16 protein-coding genes are annotated in these 21,033 nt (G+C 39.3%); 6 read left to right on the forward strand and 10 right to left on the reverse strand.

Annotated features, from left to right (window positions below; genetic code table 11):
• Positions 1–66: 66 nt before the first annotated feature.
• Positions 67–1,197, forward strand: coding sequence for an alanine dehydrogenase (ald, locus tag DPX34_RS11390; RefSeq protein ID WP_111978553.1), 1,131 nt, complete (start codon positions 67–69; stop codon positions 1,195–1,197).
• 301 nt (positions 1,198–1,498) lie between these two features.
• On the opposite strand, the gene hemH is transcribed toward ald, so the two are convergent.
• Positions 1,499–2,467 carry a ferrochelatase gene (gene hemH, locus DPX34_RS11395; protein WP_111978554.1) on the reverse strand — a complete coding sequence of 323 codons (969 nt, stop codon included), beginning with the start codon at positions 2,465–2,467 and terminating at the stop codon, positions 1,499–1,501.
• A 298-nt stretch (positions 2,468–2,765) separates the two neighbouring features.
• On the opposite strand from hemH, the gene DPX34_RS11400 reads away from it, so the two are divergent.
• Positions 2,766–3,911, forward strand: a complete 1,146-nt coding sequence (locus tag DPX34_RS11400; protein ID WP_111978555.1) for a response regulator — start codon at positions 2,766–2,768, stop codon at positions 3,909–3,911.
• Between the two features lie 374 nt (positions 3,912–4,285).
• On the opposite strand, the gene DPX34_RS11405 is transcribed toward DPX34_RS11400, so the two are convergent.
• From DPX34_RS11405 to kduD, 6 genes are all read right to left on the reverse strand, one after another.
• Entirely contained in the window at positions 4,286–5,203 is a 918-nt protein-coding gene (locus DPX34_RS11405) for a DUF4861 family protein (RefSeq protein WP_232824714.1), read from the reverse strand.
• Positions 5,204–5,227: 24 nt separating this feature from the next.
• Positions 5,228–6,526: a TRAP transporter large permease gene (locus DPX34_RS11410; RefSeq protein WP_111978556.1), complete on the reverse strand. Its 1,299-nt coding sequence runs from the start codon at positions 6,524–6,526 to the stop codon at positions 5,228–5,230.
• Positions 6,516–7,034 (reverse strand): TRAP transporter small permease, encoded by a 519-nt coding sequence (locus tag DPX34_RS11415; RefSeq protein WP_111978557.1) that lies wholly within the window; start codon positions 7,032–7,034, stop codon positions 6,516–6,518. Before DPX34_RS11415 ends, DPX34_RS11410 begins: the two co-directional genes overlap by 11 nt.
• Before the next feature lie 4 nt (positions 7,035–7,038).
• Positions 7,039–8,043, reverse strand: a complete 1,005-nt coding sequence (locus DPX34_RS11420; protein ID WP_111978558.1) for a TRAP transporter substrate-binding protein — start codon at positions 8,041–8,043, stop codon at positions 7,039–7,041.
• 159 nt (positions 8,044–8,202) lie between these two features.
• Positions 8,203–9,045, reverse strand: coding sequence for a 5-dehydro-4-deoxy-D-glucuronate isomerase (gene kduI / locus DPX34_RS11425; protein ID WP_111978559.1), 843 nt, complete (start codon positions 9,043–9,045; stop codon positions 8,203–8,205).
• 69 nt (positions 9,046–9,114) lie between these two features.
• A complete protein-coding gene (gene kduD / locus DPX34_RS11430) occupies positions 9,115–9,879 on the reverse strand; it encodes a 2-dehydro-3-deoxy-D-gluconate 5-dehydrogenase KduD (protein WP_111978560.1) in 765 nt (254 codons plus the stop codon).
• Between the two features lie 352 nt (positions 9,880–10,231).
• Here kduD and DPX34_RS11435 point away from each other — a divergent pair, with 352 nt between their 5' ends.
• Positions 10,232–10,966, forward strand: coding sequence for a FadR/GntR family transcriptional regulator (locus DPX34_RS11435; RefSeq protein ID WP_111978561.1), 735 nt, complete (start codon positions 10,232–10,234; stop codon positions 10,964–10,966).
• Between the two features lie 523 nt (positions 10,967–11,489).
• On the opposite strand, the gene DPX34_RS11440 is transcribed toward DPX34_RS11435, so the two are convergent.
• On the reverse strand, positions 11,490–12,431 hold the full coding sequence (locus DPX34_RS11440; protein WP_111978562.1) for a LysR family transcriptional regulator: 942 nt from the start codon (positions 12,429–12,431) through the stop codon (positions 11,490–11,492).
• 131 nt (positions 12,432–12,562) lie between these two features.
• Here DPX34_RS11440 and fdhD point away from each other — a divergent pair, with 131 nt between their 5' ends.
• A complete protein-coding gene (gene fdhD, locus DPX34_RS11445; RefSeq protein ID WP_111978563.1) occupies positions 12,563–13,375 on the forward strand; it encodes a formate dehydrogenase accessory sulfurtransferase FdhD in 813 nt (270 codons plus the stop codon).
• A gap of 74 nt (positions 13,376–13,449) precedes the next feature.
• Positions 13,450–15,732 (forward strand): FdhF/YdeP family oxidoreductase, encoded by a 2,283-nt coding sequence (locus DPX34_RS11450; protein WP_111978564.1) that lies wholly within the window; start codon positions 13,450–13,452, stop codon positions 15,730–15,732.
• Between the two features lie 143 nt (positions 15,733–15,875).
• On the opposite strand, the gene DPX34_RS11455 is transcribed toward DPX34_RS11450, so the two are convergent.
• The gene (locus tag DPX34_RS11455; RefSeq protein ID WP_111978565.1) at positions 15,876–17,369 is read right to left on the reverse strand and encodes a cytochrome-c peroxidase; all 1,494 of its coding nucleotides are present in this window, start codon (positions 17,367–17,369) and stop codon (positions 15,876–15,878) included.
• A gap of 636 nt (positions 17,370–18,005) precedes the next feature.
• Between DPX34_RS11455 and DPX34_RS11460 the strand changes: the two genes are divergently transcribed.
• The gene (locus DPX34_RS11460) at positions 18,006–19,790 is read left to right on the forward strand and encodes a polysaccharide lyase family 7 protein (protein ID WP_111978566.1); all 1,785 of its coding nucleotides are present in this window, start codon (positions 18,006–18,008) and stop codon (positions 19,788–19,790) included.
• A gap of 320 nt (positions 19,791–20,110) precedes the next feature.
• On the opposite strand, the gene DPX34_RS11465 is transcribed toward DPX34_RS11460, so the two are convergent.
• A complete protein-coding gene (locus tag DPX34_RS11465; RefSeq protein WP_269815523.1) occupies positions 20,111–21,001 on the reverse strand; it encodes a DMT family transporter in 891 nt (296 codons plus the stop codon).
• Positions 21,002–21,033: the final 32 nt, after the last annotated feature.

Below are 21,033 nucleotides of genomic sequence, written 5' to 3' on the forward strand. Positions count from 1 at the left end.
TAATATTTAGTGCATACGATAATTTGATCCTACACTGACTAAAAGCACTGAGCTTAGAGGTTTAAAATGATTATTGGTGTACCTAAAGAGATTAAAAATCATGAATATAGAGTTGGTTTAACCCCATCTAGCGTCTATGAGCTAGTAGAACAGGGTCACACCGTTTGGATTGAAAAAAATGCAGGGCTTGGCATTGGCTTTACTGATGAAGACTATAGCCATGTGGGTGCAAAAATAGCCTCAAACGCGACCTCTATTTTTGATTGTGCCGATATGATTGTTAAAGTCAAAGAGCCACAGTCGACCGAACGAGCTCTGTTGCGCGAAAACCAAATTTTATTTACTTATTTGCACTTAGCACCTGACCGCACTCAAACACTTGACTTGATACAATCTAACGCTATTTGTATCGCTTATGAAACGGTGACTGATCAGCAAGGTGGGCTACCCTTACTTGCGCCAATGTCGGAAGTTGCCGGTCGAATGTCTATTCAAGCAGGCGCTCAAGCGTTAGAAAAATCTAACGGCGGTAAAGGTTTATTATTAGGTGGCGTACCCGGTGTTGAGGCTGCTAACGTTGTGATCATTGGTGCAGGTGTTGTTGGCCGAAATGCATTACAAATGGCAGTCGGTTTGGGCGCAAATGTCGTGATCATTGATAAAAACATACAGGCTTTACGTTTAATTGATGGGCTATACGCTAATAAAGTAAAAACCATTTATTCAAACCAAAGTAACATTGAAAAATACTGTTTAGTGGCTGATTTAGTTATTGGTGCGGTGCTAATACCAGGCGCAGCTGCACCTAAGTTGGTCAGTGAAGCGCTTATAAAACGTATGCAACCCGGTTCAGCTGTCGTCGATGTGGCGATTGACCAAGGCGGTTGTTTTGCCACATCTAAAGCCACAACGCATTCAGATCCAATGTTCAAAGTGCATGACATTGTACATTATTGCGTTGCTAATATGCCTGGCGCGTTAGCAAAAACAGCAACAGTCGCATTAAATAATGCAACGTTGCCATACATATTAACCATTGCAAATCAAGGTTATAAAACCGCGTTACGTGAGAACCCCCATTTATGCAATGGCTTAAATATATACCGCGGCCAAGTCACCAACCAAAGTGTCGCTCTGGCCTTAGGTTTAACTTTCACGCCAGCGGGTGATGCTATAGTCAAAGCGATCGGGGTTTAGGGGCAGGTTTCTAGTTCCAGGCGAAACCTAATAAGTACTGACATCCATGTAAGCAAAGCCGTCAAAGCTACCGCGTCCTGCTCTCGCCCCTTACCTGCATCCATGCAGGCAAGCTTCGAGACGCCATGAGCATATGCTCTACTATGTGATTGGAGCCGCCTAAATGGATTTAGGTGTTAGAACGACGCAGGAGCCAAAGTCGAGAGTAAGCGATGACAATGAGCCATAAAACCTGAGCGAGAAGACTATATACATTAAGCCTTTACACTATCAATGTAGAATAACGACAAATCAGCGAAGCCTAAATATTTCGCTTGAGTAAATCAACCAGAAAACCAATGTGGGCAGGCTCAGCATTTAACGCGGGTATATACCGATACGCTTTGCCACCGGCATCCATAAATATTTCCTTGTTCTCTACCGCCATCTCTTCAAGTGTTTCTAGGCAATCAACTGAAAAAGCAGGACAAATTACATCTAACGCGTCAACGCCTTTACTTGGTAACTTTTCAAGCGTTTTATCGGTATAAGGTTGTAACCATTCTTCTTTACCCACTCTTGATTGATAACATAATAGCCACTCTTCAGCATTCAACCCAAGTTCAGCGGCCACGCGTTGTGCTGTTTGTTCACATTCGGCTTGATAGGGGTCACCCAATTTCACATAACGTTTAGGAATGCCATGAAACGAAAACAATAATGTATTTTGATGACCTTGTTGTGCCCAATGGTCACGAACACTTTGCGCTAACACTTTAATATAAGCCGGATCTTGACAATAAGAGCCAATAAATCGCAATGCAGGTAAAACGCGTCGTTGCTTAAAGTCATTCGCTAACACATCAAATACAGCCGCCGTTGTGGTAGCCGAATACTGAGGGTATAAAGGTAAAACAACAATATCGTTTACGCCTTTAGCTAATAAACGATCAACAGCAGAACTAATAGAAGGGTTTCCATAAGTCATACCCATCTCAACTGGGTAATCAAGCGACTCTAGCTTAAACTGTTCGGTTACCGCATCAACCTGAGCTTGACTATAAACACGTAAAGGTGAGCCATTTTCAAACCAAATACTTTTGTAAGCCTGTGCTACTTTTTTGGGCCGTACATTTAAAATTATACCGCGTAAAATACATTGCCAAAGCCATTTAGGGTAATCAATAACCCGCTGGTCAGATAAAAACTCAAGTAAATAACGCTTAACAGCCGCTGGTGTCGGTTCATCAGGCGTGCCCAAGTTAACTAATAAAATACCTTTTTTATTCACTACTACGTCCTAAACATAAAAATTAATCGAGAAAATAACAACCGTCACAAGCATTGCCCGCGACCTTAATACGGTAGTTTTCATACTTACGTTCATAAAAAGTTACATTATTTTATATTAATTTAGGATCAACTGTTATTTTTTAATCATCCTAACTAGACTCAATGCATTCTGTGCACAATAATTTATAAAGACAGTCTAAATAGCTTTAATCAACAAACCATTAAAGGCATTTTTATCGCGTTTATCCTGTTTGGGTGATCAGAATATTTGAGAACAAAAATGAAAGGGAGTATGTGTGAAAGATAAAATATTAATCATAGATGATTCAGAAGACGTTTGCTCAATGCTAACCTTGCAACTGCAAGACGATTTTGACGTTTTCACTGCAAATGATGGCTTAAAAGGGATAGACCTGTTTACTCAACATGAATTTTTAATTGTGCTGCTTGACGTCGAAATGCCAGGTATGGACGGATTTGAGGTCTGTGAAAAATTAGGTCAAATCGAGGTTTTCGAAAAACCATCGTTTATATTTATATCAAGCCATGATGACGAAGAAACAACCTTACGTTGCTTTGAAGTGGGCGCAGATGATTTCATATCTAAAAATAATGAAACAACGGTACTAACCAAAAAGCTTAAATCACTTGTTCGTTACAAACGCCTAATTAACAACTTACATCAAGAAGAAGAAAACCTCACTAATCTAGTCAACACCACGTTATTGCAAGCCTCGTTTTATGGCAGTTGCCTTAATTTAATGGCTGATATCCAATTAGCACTAACCGAAGATGCAATAGCCGATTTAGTTTTTAATTTTATGAAAGGTCAAGGGTTACTCACCGCCATGTCGTTTAGTCATGGTGAACGCGTTAATTATTTTGATCAACAACATAAACTCTGTAGCCCAATTGAGAAAAAAGTCTTTACGCTATTAAAAGATAAAGGTCGTATTTATGAATTCGCTGACCGTATGATGTTTAACGATAGCCATTTCTCTTTGTTAATTAAACATATGCCAGCCAATGAAACTAATGAGTATGGTTTGTTGATTGATGTACTAGCCAAACTCGTACCGGCTATCGAAATGCGCTATCGCGCACTTATTAATGCTAAGCAGCTTGAAACCGCAAAAGATTCATTACAGCAAGCGGTGGGGCAAATTCAAGATGCAATTGTAGGCTTACAAGTTGAAAGACAAAAAATCATCGATGATATCGTGATGAAAATAGGCTTGAGTTTTCACGAAATGGATTTTACCGGTGAACAAGAAGACTTTTTAGTTAATTTAATTGAGACCAGCGTTGTTCAGCAATCAGATAACAATGACAAGTTTATGAGTATTAATCAGCAGCTAAATCAAACGATTGAATCAATAAAACCTGAAGAAGATGTGCCTTTTGCACAAGAAGATGCGTCAAGCGATGTAGAGCTATTTTAGCACAGCTAAAAAAGACTATTGATACAAAAAACGGCCATTGTTAAACCTCTTACTGAGTTTAACAATGGCCGTTTTTATAATGACTTTAAACAGCAATTCCCTCAATCTTCATTGATTGCTGACAATCGTTAAGGGTATAAGCGAACTGAAGTGAAGCAATAAAACCTAAAGAAGAGGTACCTTTTGCACAAGAAGATGCGTCAAGCGATATAGAGCTATTTTAGTACCGCTAAAAAACAATATTGATACAAAAAAACGGCCATTGTTAAACCTTTTACTGAGTTTAACAATGGCCGTTTTTATAATGACTTAAAACAGCAATCCCCTTTAATCATCATCCATTGCTGACAATCGTTAAAAGGGTATAAGCGAACTTAAAACGTGGTTTTATATTGATTTAAATAGTTTAACCATTTATCCATCGTTGTGATGTCACCCGCTTTTTCCCAACCATAACCCGCGTAATATTCAATTTGACCTTTCGCATTGGTTTTAGAAATAAACACAGCATGACCTTGGTCTCTTACGCCATTAGATTCAATGATTTTTACGTCATCTATTAGTTCTGGCTGCATTTTAACGCCGACACCTAAACCACTGCCATCTAATACTTCCCATGCTGCTAAATAGCCACCATCTTTATTCCATTCAGGTTTCGCTTTACCATCATGCGTTGCAACACCAATAGTCACCGGTAAATTAATAGCTAATTTGTCGTTTTTCCAAAAAGTAGAACTAACATGAAATAAGCGGCTACCGGCCTCAATACTAATTGTTTTTTGCTCTTTGTAATTATCGCCAGCAACCGTATGATCATAACTTAACGTAAAAACAGTCTTATCATGCGTTTGCGATAAAATTTTCCAATCAGTCCAGGTTTCTAATGGCTCGCGTTTATTATTTAACCATAATGATGTACTGCCACAACCGGCAGAATCACCTACATGGTAGTTATCTAAACCTTCACCATTATCTTTATGGTACGAGATATTCTCTTCAGAATGACGCTTGTACCATAAATTGATAATAGGGTAATTAACTCGCTTTAACCAACAATCAACGCCCGAATTCTCAGCGCCAGAACGTGCAGCAGGGCCGTAAGCTCTAAACGCAACTAAATCATTTTCCCATGCAAAATCATCTTTACGTTCGGGTACATGGCGCGCATAAGTAACGGCAGTTGCTTCGCTTGCAGCAGATGCATCTTTAGAAGCGTCATCTTGAGTTACCATGCAACTCGTTAATGCAATGCTCAATAGTGAAATCGGTACGATGGTTTTAAAATTATTCATTATTATACTCTCTTAATTACTCGCTTACATTAAGCCTAAAAGGGTCGGTAAAAATTCACTAACAGCAGGTACAAATGTCACAACCATTAAAGCAACAAACATAGCTAAATACAGGGGTATCATCGGTTTAATTAACTTATCAATTGATGTGTTACCAACAGAGCAACCCACAAACAACACCGAGCCTACCGGCGGAGAACATAAACCAATCGACAAATTAAGTACCATCATTACACCGAAATGAATCGGCGACATACCTAAACTTTCAGCTATTGGTAAAAAGATAGGCGTAAAAATTAACACCGCTGGTGTCATATCCATGAACGCCCCAACCAAGATTAAAATTAAATTAATAATTAATAAAATAATGATTGGGTTTTCACTAATCGTTAATAACGCATTACTGATGGTTTCTGGTATGTTTTCATACGACAACATCCATGACATGGCAGACGATGCAGAAATTAATAATAAAACGATAGCTGAGATTTCACCCGCTTTTAGAAATAGAGGTTTAAGTTGATCAAGTTTTACTTCTTTATAGACTGGCACCGCCAATATTAACGAATACAAAACCGCAATAGCACCGGCTTCAGTTGCCGTAAATATACCGCCTAATATACCGCCAATAACAATAACGATTAACACTAAGCTTGGCACAGCAGCCCAGACTTTTTGCGCAACTAATTTTAACGGTAATGCGGGTTCTGTCGGAAAACCATTTTTCATGGCATATACCGCACAAACCATCATTAACAATGACGCTAATAAAATACCCGGTAAGTAACCAGCAACAAACAAAGCTGAAATTGAAACACCACCACTCGCAATCGCATATATAATAAGAATATTGCTTGGCGGTATAATCATACCCGTCGTTGAAGCTGCACACGTGACCGCAGTTGAAAACTCGCGGTTGTAACCTTTTTTCTCCATTTCGGGGATCATAAAGCTACCAATGGCACTGGTCGCAGCAACCGCTGAGCCTGAAATACTACCAAACAAGGTACAAGACATAACATTAACTAATGCTAAACCACCTGGTAACATACCAATAAGCGCCATAGCACATTCAATGAGTTTGCGAGCAACACCGCCCCGCCCCATTAACAAACCTGATAACACGAATAACGGAATAGCCAGTAACGCAAAGCTATCTAAGCCACCCACCATTCGCTGTGCAACCGTAGTGGTAGCCGGTATAAAGTCAATGCTAATAAGCATTGCTGCAACAGTCGAAACACCAATACAAAAGCTAATGGGTACATTTAAAGCCAGTAGTAAAAAGAAAATACAAATTAAAACTAAGCCACTAAATTCCATGATTATCTCCTACATGATTATTATCGTTATCATGGGTATGTTGTTGAAAGGCAAGCCATAACTTATCAACCGCGTTAAAAGTAAAAATAACACCTGCAATGGGGACAATGCTGTATACATAAGCCATTTTAACGCCTAATACAGCTGAAGTTTGTACCGGTACAAGCGTGGTATAAACTAAAGAAGCACCACCAATCACTAAAACAATCACGGCAAAAATTAAAATAATAGTGTGTACAAAAAGCTTTAATTTCGCTTTTGGTTTACCGGTTAGTTTTTGGTCTAAGATATCAAGACTTAAATGTGAATCATTCTGATAACAATAAGTAGCTCCTAATAAGCCTAACCATATCAATAAAAAGCGAGACACTTCTTCTGAGGTCGAGCTAGGCGCTTGTAAAACATAACGTGAAAAAACTTGCCAAAGCACAGTAAACACGATTAAAACCATGAGTAAAACTAGGCCATTAGCAATCAGAGAACTGGATATTTTTTTAAATGTATTCATCAAATTATTCCTCGGTGCTCATTGCAGCAATGCGTTTTAAATATTCACCCACAATAGAATCGTCATACTTAGCGTGTAAATGTTTAACGGCCGCGATGAATGGTGCTTTATCAGGGTAAGTCACGGTTACCCCCGCTTCTTTAACCGCGGCTAATGCTTCATTTTCAGCCGCAAGCCACATTTCACCCTGTTTTTTAGCGGCATCAGCCATCGCTAGTTTTAACCAGCCACGTTGTGTTTCTGTTAAATTATCAAAAATATGCTGACTCATGATGATCACATCAGGAATAGACGTATGTTCATTTAATGTATAATTAGGGCAAATTTCGTAATGACGAGAAAGATAAAAGCTAGGTGGGTTATTTTCGGCACCATCTACAACCCCTTGTTGTAAAGCTGCATACAATTCACCCCAACTAATTGGCGTAGCTGCACCGCCAAAGGCTTCAACCATTTTAACGGCGTTCAAACTATTCATAACACGAATTTTAGAACCTTCAACATCACTTGGTTTCTGCACCGACTTTTTACACGTGTAAAAACTACGGCTACCCGCATCAAAATAACCTAAACCCTGTAAACGAGCATAGTTAAGTGAATTTAGAATATCTTTCCCTATGTCACTTTCAAGTACCGCTAAACGCTGATCACGGCTCGAAAAAACATACGGCAGACCAAACAAACGCATATCATCAACAAAGCCTTCAAGCGTAGCAGCCGAGACTTTCGTCATGGCTAAGCTGCCAATTTGTAAAAGCTCAACTAATTCACGCTCCGAGCCTAATTGACCACTTGGATAAAGTTTTAAGTTCATTGCACCGTTTGAATGGTGCTCTAATCTTTCAGACATAAACAACATGGCTTTATGTACTGAATGCTCAGTGTCGAGCGTGTGACCGACTCGTAAAGTTAATTGAGAACTTTTTTCTGAACAACTTAATAAAAAAACGCTCAGGAAAAAGCAGTAAATCACCTTATATTTCAGTTTGCATTGATAAAAGCTAAACATCCGAACTCACCCTAATAACAGTCTATAAACCAAATAAAATTAACCTTTCATCATCGATATAAACTAATGACAAGGAAAAAAATCGGGTAATTCCGTCTACCCAATTACACACAAAGATAGTTCAACAGAACTTACTTAGTAAATCTTTAAACTGATTAATTAACGTAATTCAGCAGCTGAATATTTATCCATATCGTTGTAATCAAGGTTTTCACCTGCCATACCCCAAACAAATGAATAATTAGTAGAACCAGAACCACAATGAATAGACCAAGCAGGCGAAATAACAGCTTGCTCATTACCGGTCCAAATAACGCGAGTTTGTTTTGGTTCACCCATGAAATGCGCTACACCTTGATCTTCAGGTAAATCAAGATACAAATAAGCTTCCATTCGACGGTCATGTTGATGAGCAGGCATCGTATTCCATACACTACCCGGCTTTAACGATGTTAAACCCATTTGTAATTGACACGTTTCAACAACACCACTCACAATTAACTGAGCAATCGTTCTTTCATTTGATGTTTCTAAGCTGCCCATGTTTAAAACATTGGCATCAGCTAAAGTGATTTTTTTATCTGGGAATGATTTGTGTGCGCAGGCTGAGTTGATATAAAAACGCGCTGAGTTATCAGCTGAATCACTTGAGAAAGTGACTTTTTTGTCGCCTGCACCAATATATAATGCTTCTTTATTGGCTAGCTTATATTCTTTATCATCAACGGTAACAGTACCTGCCGCACCGATATTAATAATTCCCATTTCGCGACGTGATAAGAAAAAATCACTTTTTAACGGGTCAATAGCATCTAACTCAATAGCCGCAGAAGCCGGTACAACACCGCCAATAATATAACGGTCATAATGCGTATAAATAAGGTTTAATTTATCGGTTTCAAATAAATTATCAGCTAAAAAATGTTCACGTAATTGCTCTGTATCAAAAGTTTTAGCTTCGTTTGGTCCAACGGCGTAACGAGTTTCATATTGAATAGTCATGTTTAAATCCTGTCAGTAAATTAAATGTAGTCATCAAGCTTAAAATTAGTGTAGCGAAGTCGTTAAAAACTAGCGTGCTAACCAACCACCATCAACCGCTAAGATATGACCGTTTACATAGTCACTAGCCGAAGTAGCTAAGAAAACAGCCGCGCCCACTAATTGCTCAGGCTCACCCCATTCGCCAGCTGGAATGCGAGCTTGAATTTGTGCATTACGCTCAGGGTTGTCTTGTAAAGCTTGCGTGTTATCCGTTCTGAAATAACCAGGGGCAATCGCATTAACTTGAACATTACTGGCAGCCCACTCATTGGCTAAAGCACGTGTGATACCCGAAACACCATGTTTACTCGCTGTATAGGCTGGAACCGTCATACCACCAGAGAAAGAAAGCATTGATGCAATATTTACAATTTTACCGCCGCCATTTTTAATCATTTCACGGCCGATTAATTGGCTTAATTGGAAAACAGAATTCAAATTAACGTTAATGACTTTTTGAAATTCTTCGATAGGGTACTCAGCAGCAGGGTAACGAGAAATAGTACCGCCGTTATTAACAAGCACATCAACTTTGCCCGTGATTGCTAATGCATCTTCAGCAAGCTTAGTCACGGCGTCAGTATCTGAAAGGTCAGCAGCTAAACTATGTGCTACGCCACCCGCTTCTGTTATTAGGCCAACCGTTTTATCTGTGCCACCAGCTGAAGAACTTGCACAAATAACCACCGCGCCGGCTTTTGCTAAACCTAAAGCGAGAGCTTGACCTAAGCCTCGGCTCGCGCCAGTAACTAAAGCTGTTTTGCCTTCTAAAGAAAAAAGTTCATTTTGCATAATTAGTAACCCATAAAGTAATTAAAGTAATTTGACTTAGTTTTGTCAGGTTATCATACAACATGACAAAATGACAAGCATTGACATATGTAATTTATTAACAGATATTAAATAAGCAAGAGCACATTATGTTTTAACACTTTTTACACGCGTGTAAATACCTTGTTTTTAACTTGTTATTAAATAAAACACACTTATTGCTCTAATTTAGACCGATATAAATAAGAGATCACCTTATGTGTTGTTAACATGTTGCAATACAGGAATTGAGCGCGGTAAAATTATTTTAACGCATACTTTAATGATTAACGCTTGATGGCGTTGATGAAAAACAACCCAGAGATAATTTAAAATGAGTCACTTCCAATTAAGTCAGGTAAAAAAATCACGCAGTTTGGCCAGTGAGCTTGCTGAATCATTACGTGATGAAATTGTGAAAGGGAATTTTAAAGTGGGTGAAAAAATACCCGCCTCTAAAGACATAGAACAACAAGCAGGTGTGAGTCGCAGCGTTGTGCGAGAAGCGATTGCACAATTAAAAGCTGAAGGCTGGGTCGACAGTAAGCAAGGCGTTGGTGTTTTTGTTATCGAAAAAACCACAACAAATACATTTGAAATTACCGCGTCTGAATTTGAATGTATTCATAATGCGATCCAAATATTAGAGCTACGCTTATCGGTTGAAGTAGAAATGTGCGCCATGGCAGCCGAAAACCACAGTCGCTCTCAAATCACTGAGATATATGACTGGATGCATAAAATGGAAGATAAGATCGCAAAAGGAGAAGATGCGGTAACTGAAGACCTTAATTTTCATAAAGCGATAGCGGATGCATCGGGTAACCCATATTTCACGCGTTTTATTGATTACATAGGCTCTGGCGTTATACCGGCTCGCGATATTATCACCCAAAATAATCCAGAACCTTTTGTTGAAAACTTTTTAGAAATAATTCAACAAGAGCACCGTGAAATAGCGGATTCAATCAAATCAAAAAATCCGGATCTTGCTCGACAAGCCGTTAAAGCACACTTAGGTAATAGCATCCAAAGACATAAACTGCTCGCAGAAGCAATCATTGGCTAGGTTTGGAACCGTTCTCATAATATGAAAGGTCAACGGTAAACGTTCGGAAGAATGAATAATAAGTAAAGGATGGGCTGAGCCGTTGAACGAAATGCAGCCCTAATCTCCCCCCGGAGCGTATCAAATACTGGGCTGCATCGTTCGGGACTTTTCAGAAAACAATTAAAAATGACGACCTATCTTGAACACACACGTATAACAAACCCAAGAAATAAACCTACATTAGTAATAAATCCAAAAAGCCCCTGTTAGTCTAATTAAGAAAGCTTAACTAGACTTCAACACTTTACCCACAAAACCCGCTACGTCAGTGTAGTTGCCTTATGCATAAAGTTATTGATTCAAATAGATTTTATAAACTTTAGTTATTATGACGCAAAGTCATTAATATGTTCAACATTTAGTTTATCTATAAAGGTCTAATTAGTTATATGCTTTAATTTACGCCTAATAACTTCAAGGTGCGACTTCAAGGTGCGACTTCAAGATGCAAATGAAGCTTGTTGCAGTTACTTGAGTATATTTACCTTAAGCAATGTTCAATAAAAACGGTAGAGACTAGCGAGTTATTTTTACGACGAGCGATCAAAACGGTTTCAGCCACTTCAAATGCTTCCGATATTTCTCGGTACGGTAATTCAGCATGTTTAGCGGTTTCTAACGTCACAAGTGCACAACCGATGCCTGCTTTAACGGCGCTAATTAAATGAAATACAGAATTCGTTTCAAACACAATATCGACCTTTTTTTGTAAAGGCTGTAATAACTCATCAATGTACTGCCTAAATTGCATATCTTGGCTGAGCAAACATAACGGAAACGTTGTGATATCTTGTAATAAAATTTTTGCTGGCTTACTTATGGGCTTGCTCTGTGTTTGAGCATTTTTTGGCGCTGATCGCTTTGATGGTAAACCAGCCACTTGCATTGCTTGATTAGCCTTATCCGTCAACAATACCGCTAATTTAACTTGACCCTGAAAATGAACATCAAACTTACCACGAGACGCGTTATTCATTGCGTGCTGAAACCCAAGCCCTAAATCGATGGCATGATTGGCAAGTTGTTCCATTATTTGTTGGTTAGTCAACACTGCCATTTGCACTTTAACATTGGGGTAAACATCTCTAAAAGATTTGATCAAAGGAATGATATCTAACTGGCATTGAGGAACAACACCCACTCTTAAAATACCTTGCAATTGGCCTGATTTGGTATTTAAACTTCGCTTTAGTTCATGATAATCAGCGATTAACGCTTCAGCTTTTATTAAAAAGTGCTGACCTTCAGTCGTCAACGCTATAAAATTATGCCCACGTATCACCAATTCCACATTAAGTTCAGCTTCTAACTTTTTAATACTATTTGATAAAGTAGGCTGTGTGATAAAACAAGCTTTGGCGGCTTTTGCAAAATGTTTTTCGCGTGCCAGCGCACAAAAATACTCAAGTTGTTTAAAATCCATTATTGACCTTATTACCTATGCTCGATAAAGTTGATAGCTAAAAACTATTAAATCATTCAGATAATCAATTATTTTAGCTATTAAGTTTACACTAAAATAAAGCGACAAACTGAGTCGAGTTTAATCATCAAATGCTTATAAACAACCCAATAGAACAACTCGTTGAGGAAAGCCCTATTGCGATCAATATTAATGGGCTTAACTACGCGGTAATGATGGCAACTCCAGACGATCTCGATGATTATGCAATCGGTTTTTTACTGAGTGAAGGCATCATTGAATACGTTTACGATGTCCACGATATTCAAATACAGAAGCTCGATGAGCACGTGCAAATCAATATTGAAGTTGCACAACGCTGCTTTACTCGTTTAAAACATCAGCAACGACAAATAAAAGGCACAACCGGTTGTGGCTTGTGCGGAAAAAAAGCCATTGAGCATGCCTTCCCCCCCTTAACAACCCATTTATTGCACACTCAAGCACCTTTAAAAAAATCACAATTATTACACATTAAAAATGAATTAAACCAATGGCAAATAAAAGGCCAACAAACAGGAGCTATTCATGCCGCTTTTTGGTTAAACCCACAAGGTAAAATACTCACTTGCCGCGAAGACATCGGGCGGCATAACGCAGTTGATAAAATAATAGGCACGGCCCTAACCCATAAATACCTCAGGCAAAATGCCAGTATTTTAGTCACGAGTCGATGCAGTATTGAGTTAGTACAAAAAGCGATAAAGGCACAGGTCAGCAATTTAATTAGCCTTGCATCGCCCAGTCAGCTCGCGGTTAAAACGGCCGCTAAAGCCAACTTAAATTTAATTCACATACCAAGAAAAGATTTACCTATTTATTACCACCGAGCAACCTATTCTGCTCAACGTTATAAACCCGATGAGCCTAACACTCATGCATTAAAAACGGTCTTACTTTTTTAACTCAAATAAATCAGACCCAAGCGTATTGAGTTTTTTACGCAACGACTTATCAATAATCACAATAGAATTTAACTATGTCACTCAAAAAAGCGTCAACTAAAGCAGGTGGAATGCCATCAGTGCAATCTACACTTAAACATGTGTTACAAAGCCATAAAGCAGGCGCCAATATCAAAAATTTACTCAATGTAAATCAACAAAGTAAAGGTTTTGATTGTCCGGGTTGTGCTTGGGGCGACAGCAAAGAAGGTGTTTTTCAATTTTGTGAAAACGGCGCTAAAGCCATTGCTTGGGAATCAACCAATAAACAAATCGGGGCTGATTTTTTTGCTCAATATAGTGTCACGCAATTAATGAAGCAAAGTGATTATTGGTTAGAATACCAAGGCCGAATTGAAGAGCCATTACGGTATAACCCACAAACCGATCATTACGAAGCCATACCTTGGCAACAAGCCTATCAAATCATTGCCCAAAAATTAAATAGCTTAGAAAACCCAAACCAAGCCGAATTTTATACTTCGGGTCGAGCCAGTAATGAAGTTTCGTATTTATATCAATTATTCGGTCGTCTGTATGGCACTAATAATTTTCCAGATTGCTCAAATATGTGCCATGAAGCCAGTGGGGTTGCCCTAAATGAAGTCATTGGCGTGGGTAAAGGCACGGTCATATTAGATGACTTTGATCATGCAGATGCCATTTTGGTTTTTGGGCAAAACCCGGGTACAAATCACCCCCGTATGATGAATACATTACGCAAAGCCGCTAAACGCGGTTGTAAAATACTCAGTTTCAATAACTTAAAAGAAGTGGCTTTAAAGAAGTTTGCCAGTCCGCAAGATCCCATTGAACTGCTCACATCCAAAGCGACAACCATCAGCCACGCTTATTTCACACCCAGATTAGGTGGCGACATGGCCGTGATCCGCGGTATTGTTAAATGCTTATTAACTGATTTTCCTGATCGAATTGATCATCAATTTATCAAACAGCATACCGCAAATTTAACGGATTATTTAAATGCGGTTAAACAAACAACTTGGTCACAAATCACAGAGCAATCGGGGTTGGCACAAACTGAAATAGCTCAAGCCGCTAAGACAATCGCTGAAGCGCCTAATGTTATTTGTACCTGGGCAATGGGCATTACACAGCACAAACATTCAGTTGATACGATAAAAGAGATCGTAAATTTACAGCTGCTCACCGGTAACATAGGTAAAAAGGGAGCAGGCTTATGCCCTGTGCGTGGCCACAGCAATGTGCAAGGCAATCGCACCATGGGCATCAACGAAAAGCCCACTGCCGAATTTATTACCACATTAGCCAATTTTTATAACGTTGAGTTACCTTATACCGCAGGACACAACGTGCATTACGCATTAAAATCGTTAACCGAAAAAAACAGTAAAATGCTTATCTGTTTAGGCGGCAATATCGCGGCAGCGGCCCCTGATACGCAATATACTTATCAAGCTTTGCAGCAAAGTGAACTTAGTATACAAATAAGTACCAAACTCAATCGCAGTCATCTACAAATAGGTCAAGCCGCACTGATATTGCCGTGTTTAGGCCGCACAGAACAAGATAAGCAAAAATCAGGTTTACAACATATTACCGTAGAAGATACGTTTAGTATGGTGCATGCCTCGCAAGGTAACACCCCAGTCACCCTTAAAGATGTGCAGTCAGAAGTGTCAATTATTGCACACATCGCCCATGCAACATTGCAAAACAGTCCAGTAGATTGGTTATCACTCACTAACAACTACGATGATATTCGTGAATTAATCGCCAAGACAATCAAAGGTTTTACTAATTTTAATCAACGATTAAACGCCCCAGGTGGTTTCCACTTAACTAATTCGGCTCATCAACTGCAATGGCAAACGGTTAATAATAAAGCTAACTTTAGCGCGAGTCAGTTACCGGCGAGTATTTTTCCTAACCAGATACATACCCAGATAGATAAACAAACGTTACCGGTTTTGACGCTACAAACCCTGCGTTCGCATGATCAATACAACACAACAATATATGGTATGGATGATCGCTATCGAGGTATATTCAATAAGCGCAACATTGTCTTGATAAATCAAAAAGATGCTAAAAAATTGAAGGTGAAGGCGGGAGATTTAGTCAGTCTAACCTCAATTTGGTCAGATAATATAACTCGGAAAGTCGATGGATTTGAGATCGTTTTTTATGATATTCCACGGGGCAATGCAGCAGCCTATTACCCTGAGACAAACCCATTGATCCCAATTGATAGTTTTGGTGATGATTCTTATACCCCCACTTCAAAATCAATAGCGATCGTCATTGAAAAATCGGTAAATCACATAAAAACGTGATAAATTCACGCTAAAAACAGGTTTAGTGCATTAGTTTAGCGCACTAGTTTCATACATTAATAACATCTTAAATACACATCATAAAAAAGCGGACTAAGTGTTTCAATTTAGTATCTCAATTGAACGTTAATCCGCCTTCGTTTTTACAATAAATTACCCTGAGCATCAACGGCAATTAAGCGTAAACCATCTGGGTCTGCTTCATCTGCAGCGGGTGACCACTTATTCATACAAGAAGGTGATTGTGTACACGGATCTTCAAGTGCTTTTAAAAATGCAACTACATCATCCACATCCGTTTCAGTAAAGCTGTGGTCTAATAACTGAGATTTACCTTGAGTTCGCAACGATTTTAACTGAGCGAGAGCCGCATTTGTATTAGCTTGCCAGTTATCCGTTTGGATCCCCGTTTGAACATCCGCAGCCACATAGTCAGCAATAGCTTGCTCGGCATTTAAATGGTGTTTAACCATATCATTCAATGTTGCGTAAGCGCCATCATGACCATAAGGTGCGGTATCAGTAATATTGACTAAGTGTGACGTTCTAAACGCATACTTATCATCTTCAACTTTAGTCTCTCTGAATCGGCCAAAATCATCATCACCGGTCACTCCATCACCTTTACCGCGGCCTATTTGTGGGATCGCAATAACATGGTATTTTTCATCGGTAAAAAAGGCACCAGAATGGCAACTTGCACAACCAAAACCACCGGCGTCAGCTGAGTTGTAAAATAATAAGGCGCCTCGTTTTGCACTCTCACTAATCGCATTATTATCGCCATTTAAATAATCATGCCATGGGATATCAACTAACACCTGAGAGCGTTCGTACTCTCCCATCGCAAAAGCAATATTATCAAACGTGATTAATGATTCTGCAGTACCATTGGTATCTGAAAAACCAGTTTGGAATTCAATTAACCATTCATTTTTAGCTAACTCATTATTAGTACCCTGTAATCGCGCTTGTAAATGTGCTCGAACGTCGGCGTTACTGTTATTGGCTTCAAATGTAAAACCTCGCATTTCTTCTGCCGACGTGACAGGAAAACGCGCTTGCGCAGCCGCAAGGTTTGCTCCTGCTTTAGGGTCATCATCTGCAAACATAACATCAGGGGTTCTGATTGGATCATTAACACCACCGCGCGCAGGCGAACTCGCATGATTTTCAATGCGCCCATCATGAAAAATAGCTTTATCGTAAAAACCAAAATTAAATGTTGTGGGGGCATTTCTTGGTACGGTTGGACCACCGTCATGATGCCCGCCCGTTGCCGCATGCAAACGGCCTGGCCCGAGCAATTCGGTGTTTAACGCTTCAACACCAATTGGCAAGGGTAAATCATCACCGCCACCTAAATTTGGGTGATGACAGCTCGCGCAAGCTGTGTCCATATTGCCGCTGAGCGCTTTAGTAAAAAAGAGTTTTTTACCGAGCTGCACAATATTAGATTCAACAGAAGGCGTAGAATCGGGGACCGTTAATACCTTTATGTTTTGGGCTGAAATGACTTGTCTCAACTCGTCATTCAATAGATCAGATTGATTATTATTATCGTTATCATCAATACTGCATGCACTTAATGTAAGGCAGGTAGACATAGTTAAAACGATGTGTTTTAAGTTCAACATACAAAGTCCTTTGTGTTGGATAGTTATTATTTTGAGGTGGATATTTATACTCAAGTGACTTCAAGATACTCGTTCAGCTCATCTTGAAGTCAGCTGAGTATATTTTAGGCGAATAGTAACATTAAGGCTTAATTAACATTCTTTACGCATTATATACCAAAAGTTTTAGAGTACTTTCCTGAAGTTGAATACTTTTTAAATAATGTGAAACAGTCCCTTAATACAAACGCCGTATCAACCTAAATTACCAATTTAATATCGACATGCTTAAAAACCAGACAAATCCCAGATAAAACATAGTAGCGCCAGTAAACCACAAGACACCCCTTACATAGCCACCCTTATTGGTGTTACCAATAAAACACCAAACATAAAAAATATAAAACCATAAATATCAGAACCTTAAATAAATAAAACAAATAAATCCCCTTATTTAATAAAAATTAAATATTTTACCGTTGATCTATTTATAACACACTGATAACCTTTGTTTACATTTTGGTAAAACAAATAAAACAACCAAAATGAACAATCCGACATTCTAAAAACACACTATATTGGTAAGTCCAATTTAAATAAGTTTCAGATGCAGTCTCGGATCACCACAACAATAATTTTAATTTATGGACAAATCTCATGAAAATTTTTAAAACACTTGGTCTGGCAACGCTGGCTTTAAGCTCGTCGTTTGCACATGGCGTTACTCTAAATATCAATGAAGCACTTGATTGGGGAAATAGCCATGCGAGCTACCCAGCATCAAAAACAATTGATGGTAGCTTAAGTTGGTCATCTCGTTGGGCAGCTTCAGGCTCACCGGTTAATCTACAACTCAACTTAGATTCGGTTCAAACCGTAACTGAAGTGGGTATATCTTGGGGACGCGGCGGCGGGCGTACCTTCGAATTTGAAATATGGGCTCGCGCAGCAACTAGCGGAGCTTGGACTAAAGTCTATGACGACGTTAGTACGGGCACAACGTCAAGCATTGAAGTGTATGACATCACCAACATTGACGCGCAACAAATACGGGTTAAAACATTCTCAAATAGTGCCGGCACTGACTGGACCGATATTAAAGAAGTTGAAATATATGGCAATTCACCGGGTAACGCAACTGGGAATGAATTAAACATAAACACGGCGTTTGACGACGGTACAGGTCACGGTAGTTACCCTGCCATTAACACAATTGATGACAGTACAGCTTGGTCATCTCGTTGGGCTGCATCAGGGTCACCAGTCAATTTAACCATTCAATTGGATCAAGTTGAAACCGTTACTGATTTAGGCATAGCTTGGGGACAAGGCGATTCACGCTCTCACACATTTGAAGTGTATGCACGTCCGGGTACAAGCGGAGCATGGACTAAAGTATTTGACGATGTCAGTAGCGGTAACACCGCAGGCATCGAAATGTTTGATGTAACAGACATTGATGCACAGCAAGTCCGTATTAAAACCTTTTCAAATAGCGCAGGCTCAACGTGGACTAACATCACTGAAGTAAAAGTGTACGACAATGGCGACTCACCTATTATCCCTCAACCAGGTGATTTAGATCCAAACAAAGCCCCTTCAGAGAATTTTAATTTAAGTGAATGGTATTTAAGTGTACCAACCGATGAAGACAACAGTGGTACAGCCGACAGCATTAAAGAAGACGCGCTTAATGCAGGTTACGAAGACAACAGTTATTTCTATACAGGCTCTGACGGTGGCATGGTATTCAAATGTTATGTAGATGGTTACAAAACATCAACGAATACAAGCTACACACGTACTGAATTACGTGAAATGTTACGCGCAGGCGATACCTCTATTGCTACCAGCGGGGTTAACAAAAATAACTGGGTATTTAGTAATGCACCAAGCAGCCAAAGAAGTGCAGCGGGTGGTGTAGATGGCAACATGAAAGCCACCCTTGCCGTAAACCATGTTACAACAACGGGTGATTCAAGCCAGCGCGGCCGTGTTATTGTGGGTCAAATTCACGCAGCAAGTGATGAGCCTATCCGTTTGTACTACCGTTTATTGCCAGGCCACAGCAAAGGTTCTATCTATTTTGCTCATGAGCCCAGTAATGGAAATGATGAACAGTGGTACGAAATGATTGGTAGCCGTTCAAGTTCAGCTGATGAGCCATCTGACGGGATCGCGCTTAATGAAAAATTCAGTTATGAAATTGATGTCAACGGCACCACTATGACGGTAAAACTTCTTCGTGAAGGCAAAGCAACCATCACTGAAATTGTTGATATGAGCAACAGTGGCTATGACGGTTACTATGTAAATAGTGACGGCGACACTAAAGAAGACTACATGTACTTCAAAGCGGGTGTTTATAACCAAAATAACAGTGGCGATAGTGACGATTACGTTCAAGCTACATTTTATGCTCTTGAGCAAACACACGATTAACCCACCGTATATTTTATGTGTAATATAGTCTTCTCGCTCAGGTTTTATGGTTCATTGTCAGCGCTTACTCGCCCCAATCACATAATAGAGCATATGCTCATGGCGTCTCGAAGCTTGACGGCTTCCCCTAAAACCCGATCGCTTTGACTATAACTCAAATGACATAATGAACATATACGCAAGGCAGCTACAATGAGCTGCCTTTATTTGGCCTGCTTTTTAATAACCTGAACTTGATTTATAGATGAGCCTACGGTGACCAATGAACTTAGTGCCAACAGGAATAAAGCCACTCTAAAATAGAATAATACGCATACAAACTACCGTTTCCAAAAGACATTAATAAACGCGCCAGCCATAATCAAACCACCGCCTATTAGAGTCGATAATGTAGGCACCTCGGCAAAAAATAACCAACCTAAAAAAATCGCAAATACGACCTGTACATAGGAATATGCCGTAGCTTTACTAGCCACTTCACTTTGCATTGACTTAGTTAAGCCTAATTGACCCACTTGGGTAAAAATACCAACTAAAATAAGCAAACCTAAAATAGGTAACGTCGGCATAACAAAATCACTACCGAGCAATACCACTGAAATAGGTAACGCAATAAACGGAAAATAAAACACAATAACCGAGCTATCATCCGTTTTAGTTAACTTTTTAATTAAAATGTAAGCAACACCGCTACCAAATGCACCTAATATCCCCATGGCAATACTAAACCACGGGTAATGCACAATATGGTCTTGATTAAAATTAGGTAAAACAATGGCAAAAAGACCTAATAAACACAGCAAGATGCAGGTAATAGTCGATAATTGAATGCGTTCTTTCATAAAAAAATACGCCAAAATGGCAGTAAACACAGGGTTTAGATATTGCAGAATTGTCGCTTCAGCTAACGGCAAAGTCGTAATTGAATAGTAAACACACATTAAAGCGAATGCGCCAACAACGCCACGCGCAATTAAAAACGGTTTATTTACGCCCCACAACGATATTTTCTTACGTTTAATATCAGCATAACTCAAAAAAATAGACACAATAGCGCGTGCTGCAACTATCTCTAATACTGGGATGCCAGCCGTACTCACCTCTTTTACACACACCGCCATCAGTGCAAACCCAAAGGCGGATAACAACATATACCAAACACCAATAGGTAGAAAATTAAATATATTCTTAAAATAAGCAGATAAATGCATGCAAAGAGAGACCGATAATTGAGGAAAGCGAA

Origin of the sequence: Algibacillus agarilyticus, assembly GCF_003286125.1 — a bacterium.
Lineage (GTDB): Bacteria > Pseudomonadota > Gammaproteobacteria > Enterobacterales > Alteromonadaceae > Algibacillus > Algibacillus agarilyticus.

What these genes read in the sequence shown, in the direction of transcription:
- ald (WP_111978553.1), top strand. Translation starts at nt 67, where the DNA reads ATGATTATTGGTGTACCTAAAGAGATTAAAAATCATGAATATAGAGTT.
- kduI (WP_111978559.1), bottom strand. Translation starts at nt 9,045, where the DNA reads ATGACTATTCAATATGAAACTCGTTACGCCGTTGGACCAAACGAAGCT.
- DPX34_RS11415 (WP_111978557.1), bottom strand. Translation starts at nt 7,034, where the DNA reads ATGAATACATTTAAAAAAATATCCAGTTCTCTGATTGCTAATGGCCTA.
- fdhD (WP_111978563.1), top strand. Translation starts at nt 12,563, where the DNA reads ATGCTTATAAACAACCCAATAGAACAACTCGTTGAGGAAAGCCCTATT.
- DPX34_RS11420 (WP_111978558.1), bottom strand. Translation starts at nt 8,043, where the DNA reads ATGTTTAGCTTTTATCAATGCAAACTGAAATATAAGGTGATTTACTGC.
- DPX34_RS11460 (WP_111978566.1), top strand. Translation starts at nt 18,006, where the DNA reads ATGAAAATTTTTAAAACACTTGGTCTGGCAACGCTGGCTTTAAGCTCG.
- DPX34_RS11410 (WP_111978556.1), bottom strand. Translation starts at nt 6,526, where the DNA reads ATGGAATTTAGTGGCTTAGTTTTAATTTGTATTTTCTTTTTACTACTG.
- DPX34_RS11465 (WP_269815523.1), bottom strand. Translation starts at nt 21,001, where the DNA reads ATGCATTTATCTGCTTATTTTAAGAATATATTTAATTTTCTACCTATT.
- DPX34_RS11405 (WP_232824714.1), bottom strand. Translation starts at nt 5,203, where the DNA reads ATGAATAATTTTAAAACCATCGTACCGATTTCACTATTGAGCATTGCA.
- DPX34_RS11455 (WP_111978565.1), bottom strand. Translation starts at nt 17,369, where the DNA reads ATGTTGAACTTAAAACACATCGTTTTAACTATGTCTACCTGCCTTACA.
- kduD (WP_111978560.1), bottom strand. Translation starts at nt 9,879, where the DNA reads ATGCAAAATGAACTTTTTTCTTTAGAAGGCAAAACAGCTTTAGTTACT.
- DPX34_RS11435 (WP_111978561.1), top strand. Translation starts at nt 10,232, where the DNA reads ATGAGTCACTTCCAATTAAGTCAGGTAAAAAAATCACGCAGTTTGGCC.
- DPX34_RS11450 (WP_111978564.1), top strand. Translation starts at nt 13,450, where the DNA reads ATGTCACTCAAAAAAGCGTCAACTAAAGCAGGTGGAATGCCATCAGTG.
- DPX34_RS11440 (WP_111978562.1), bottom strand. Translation starts at nt 12,431, where the DNA reads ATGGATTTTAAACAACTTGAGTATTTTTGTGCGCTGGCACGCGAAAAA.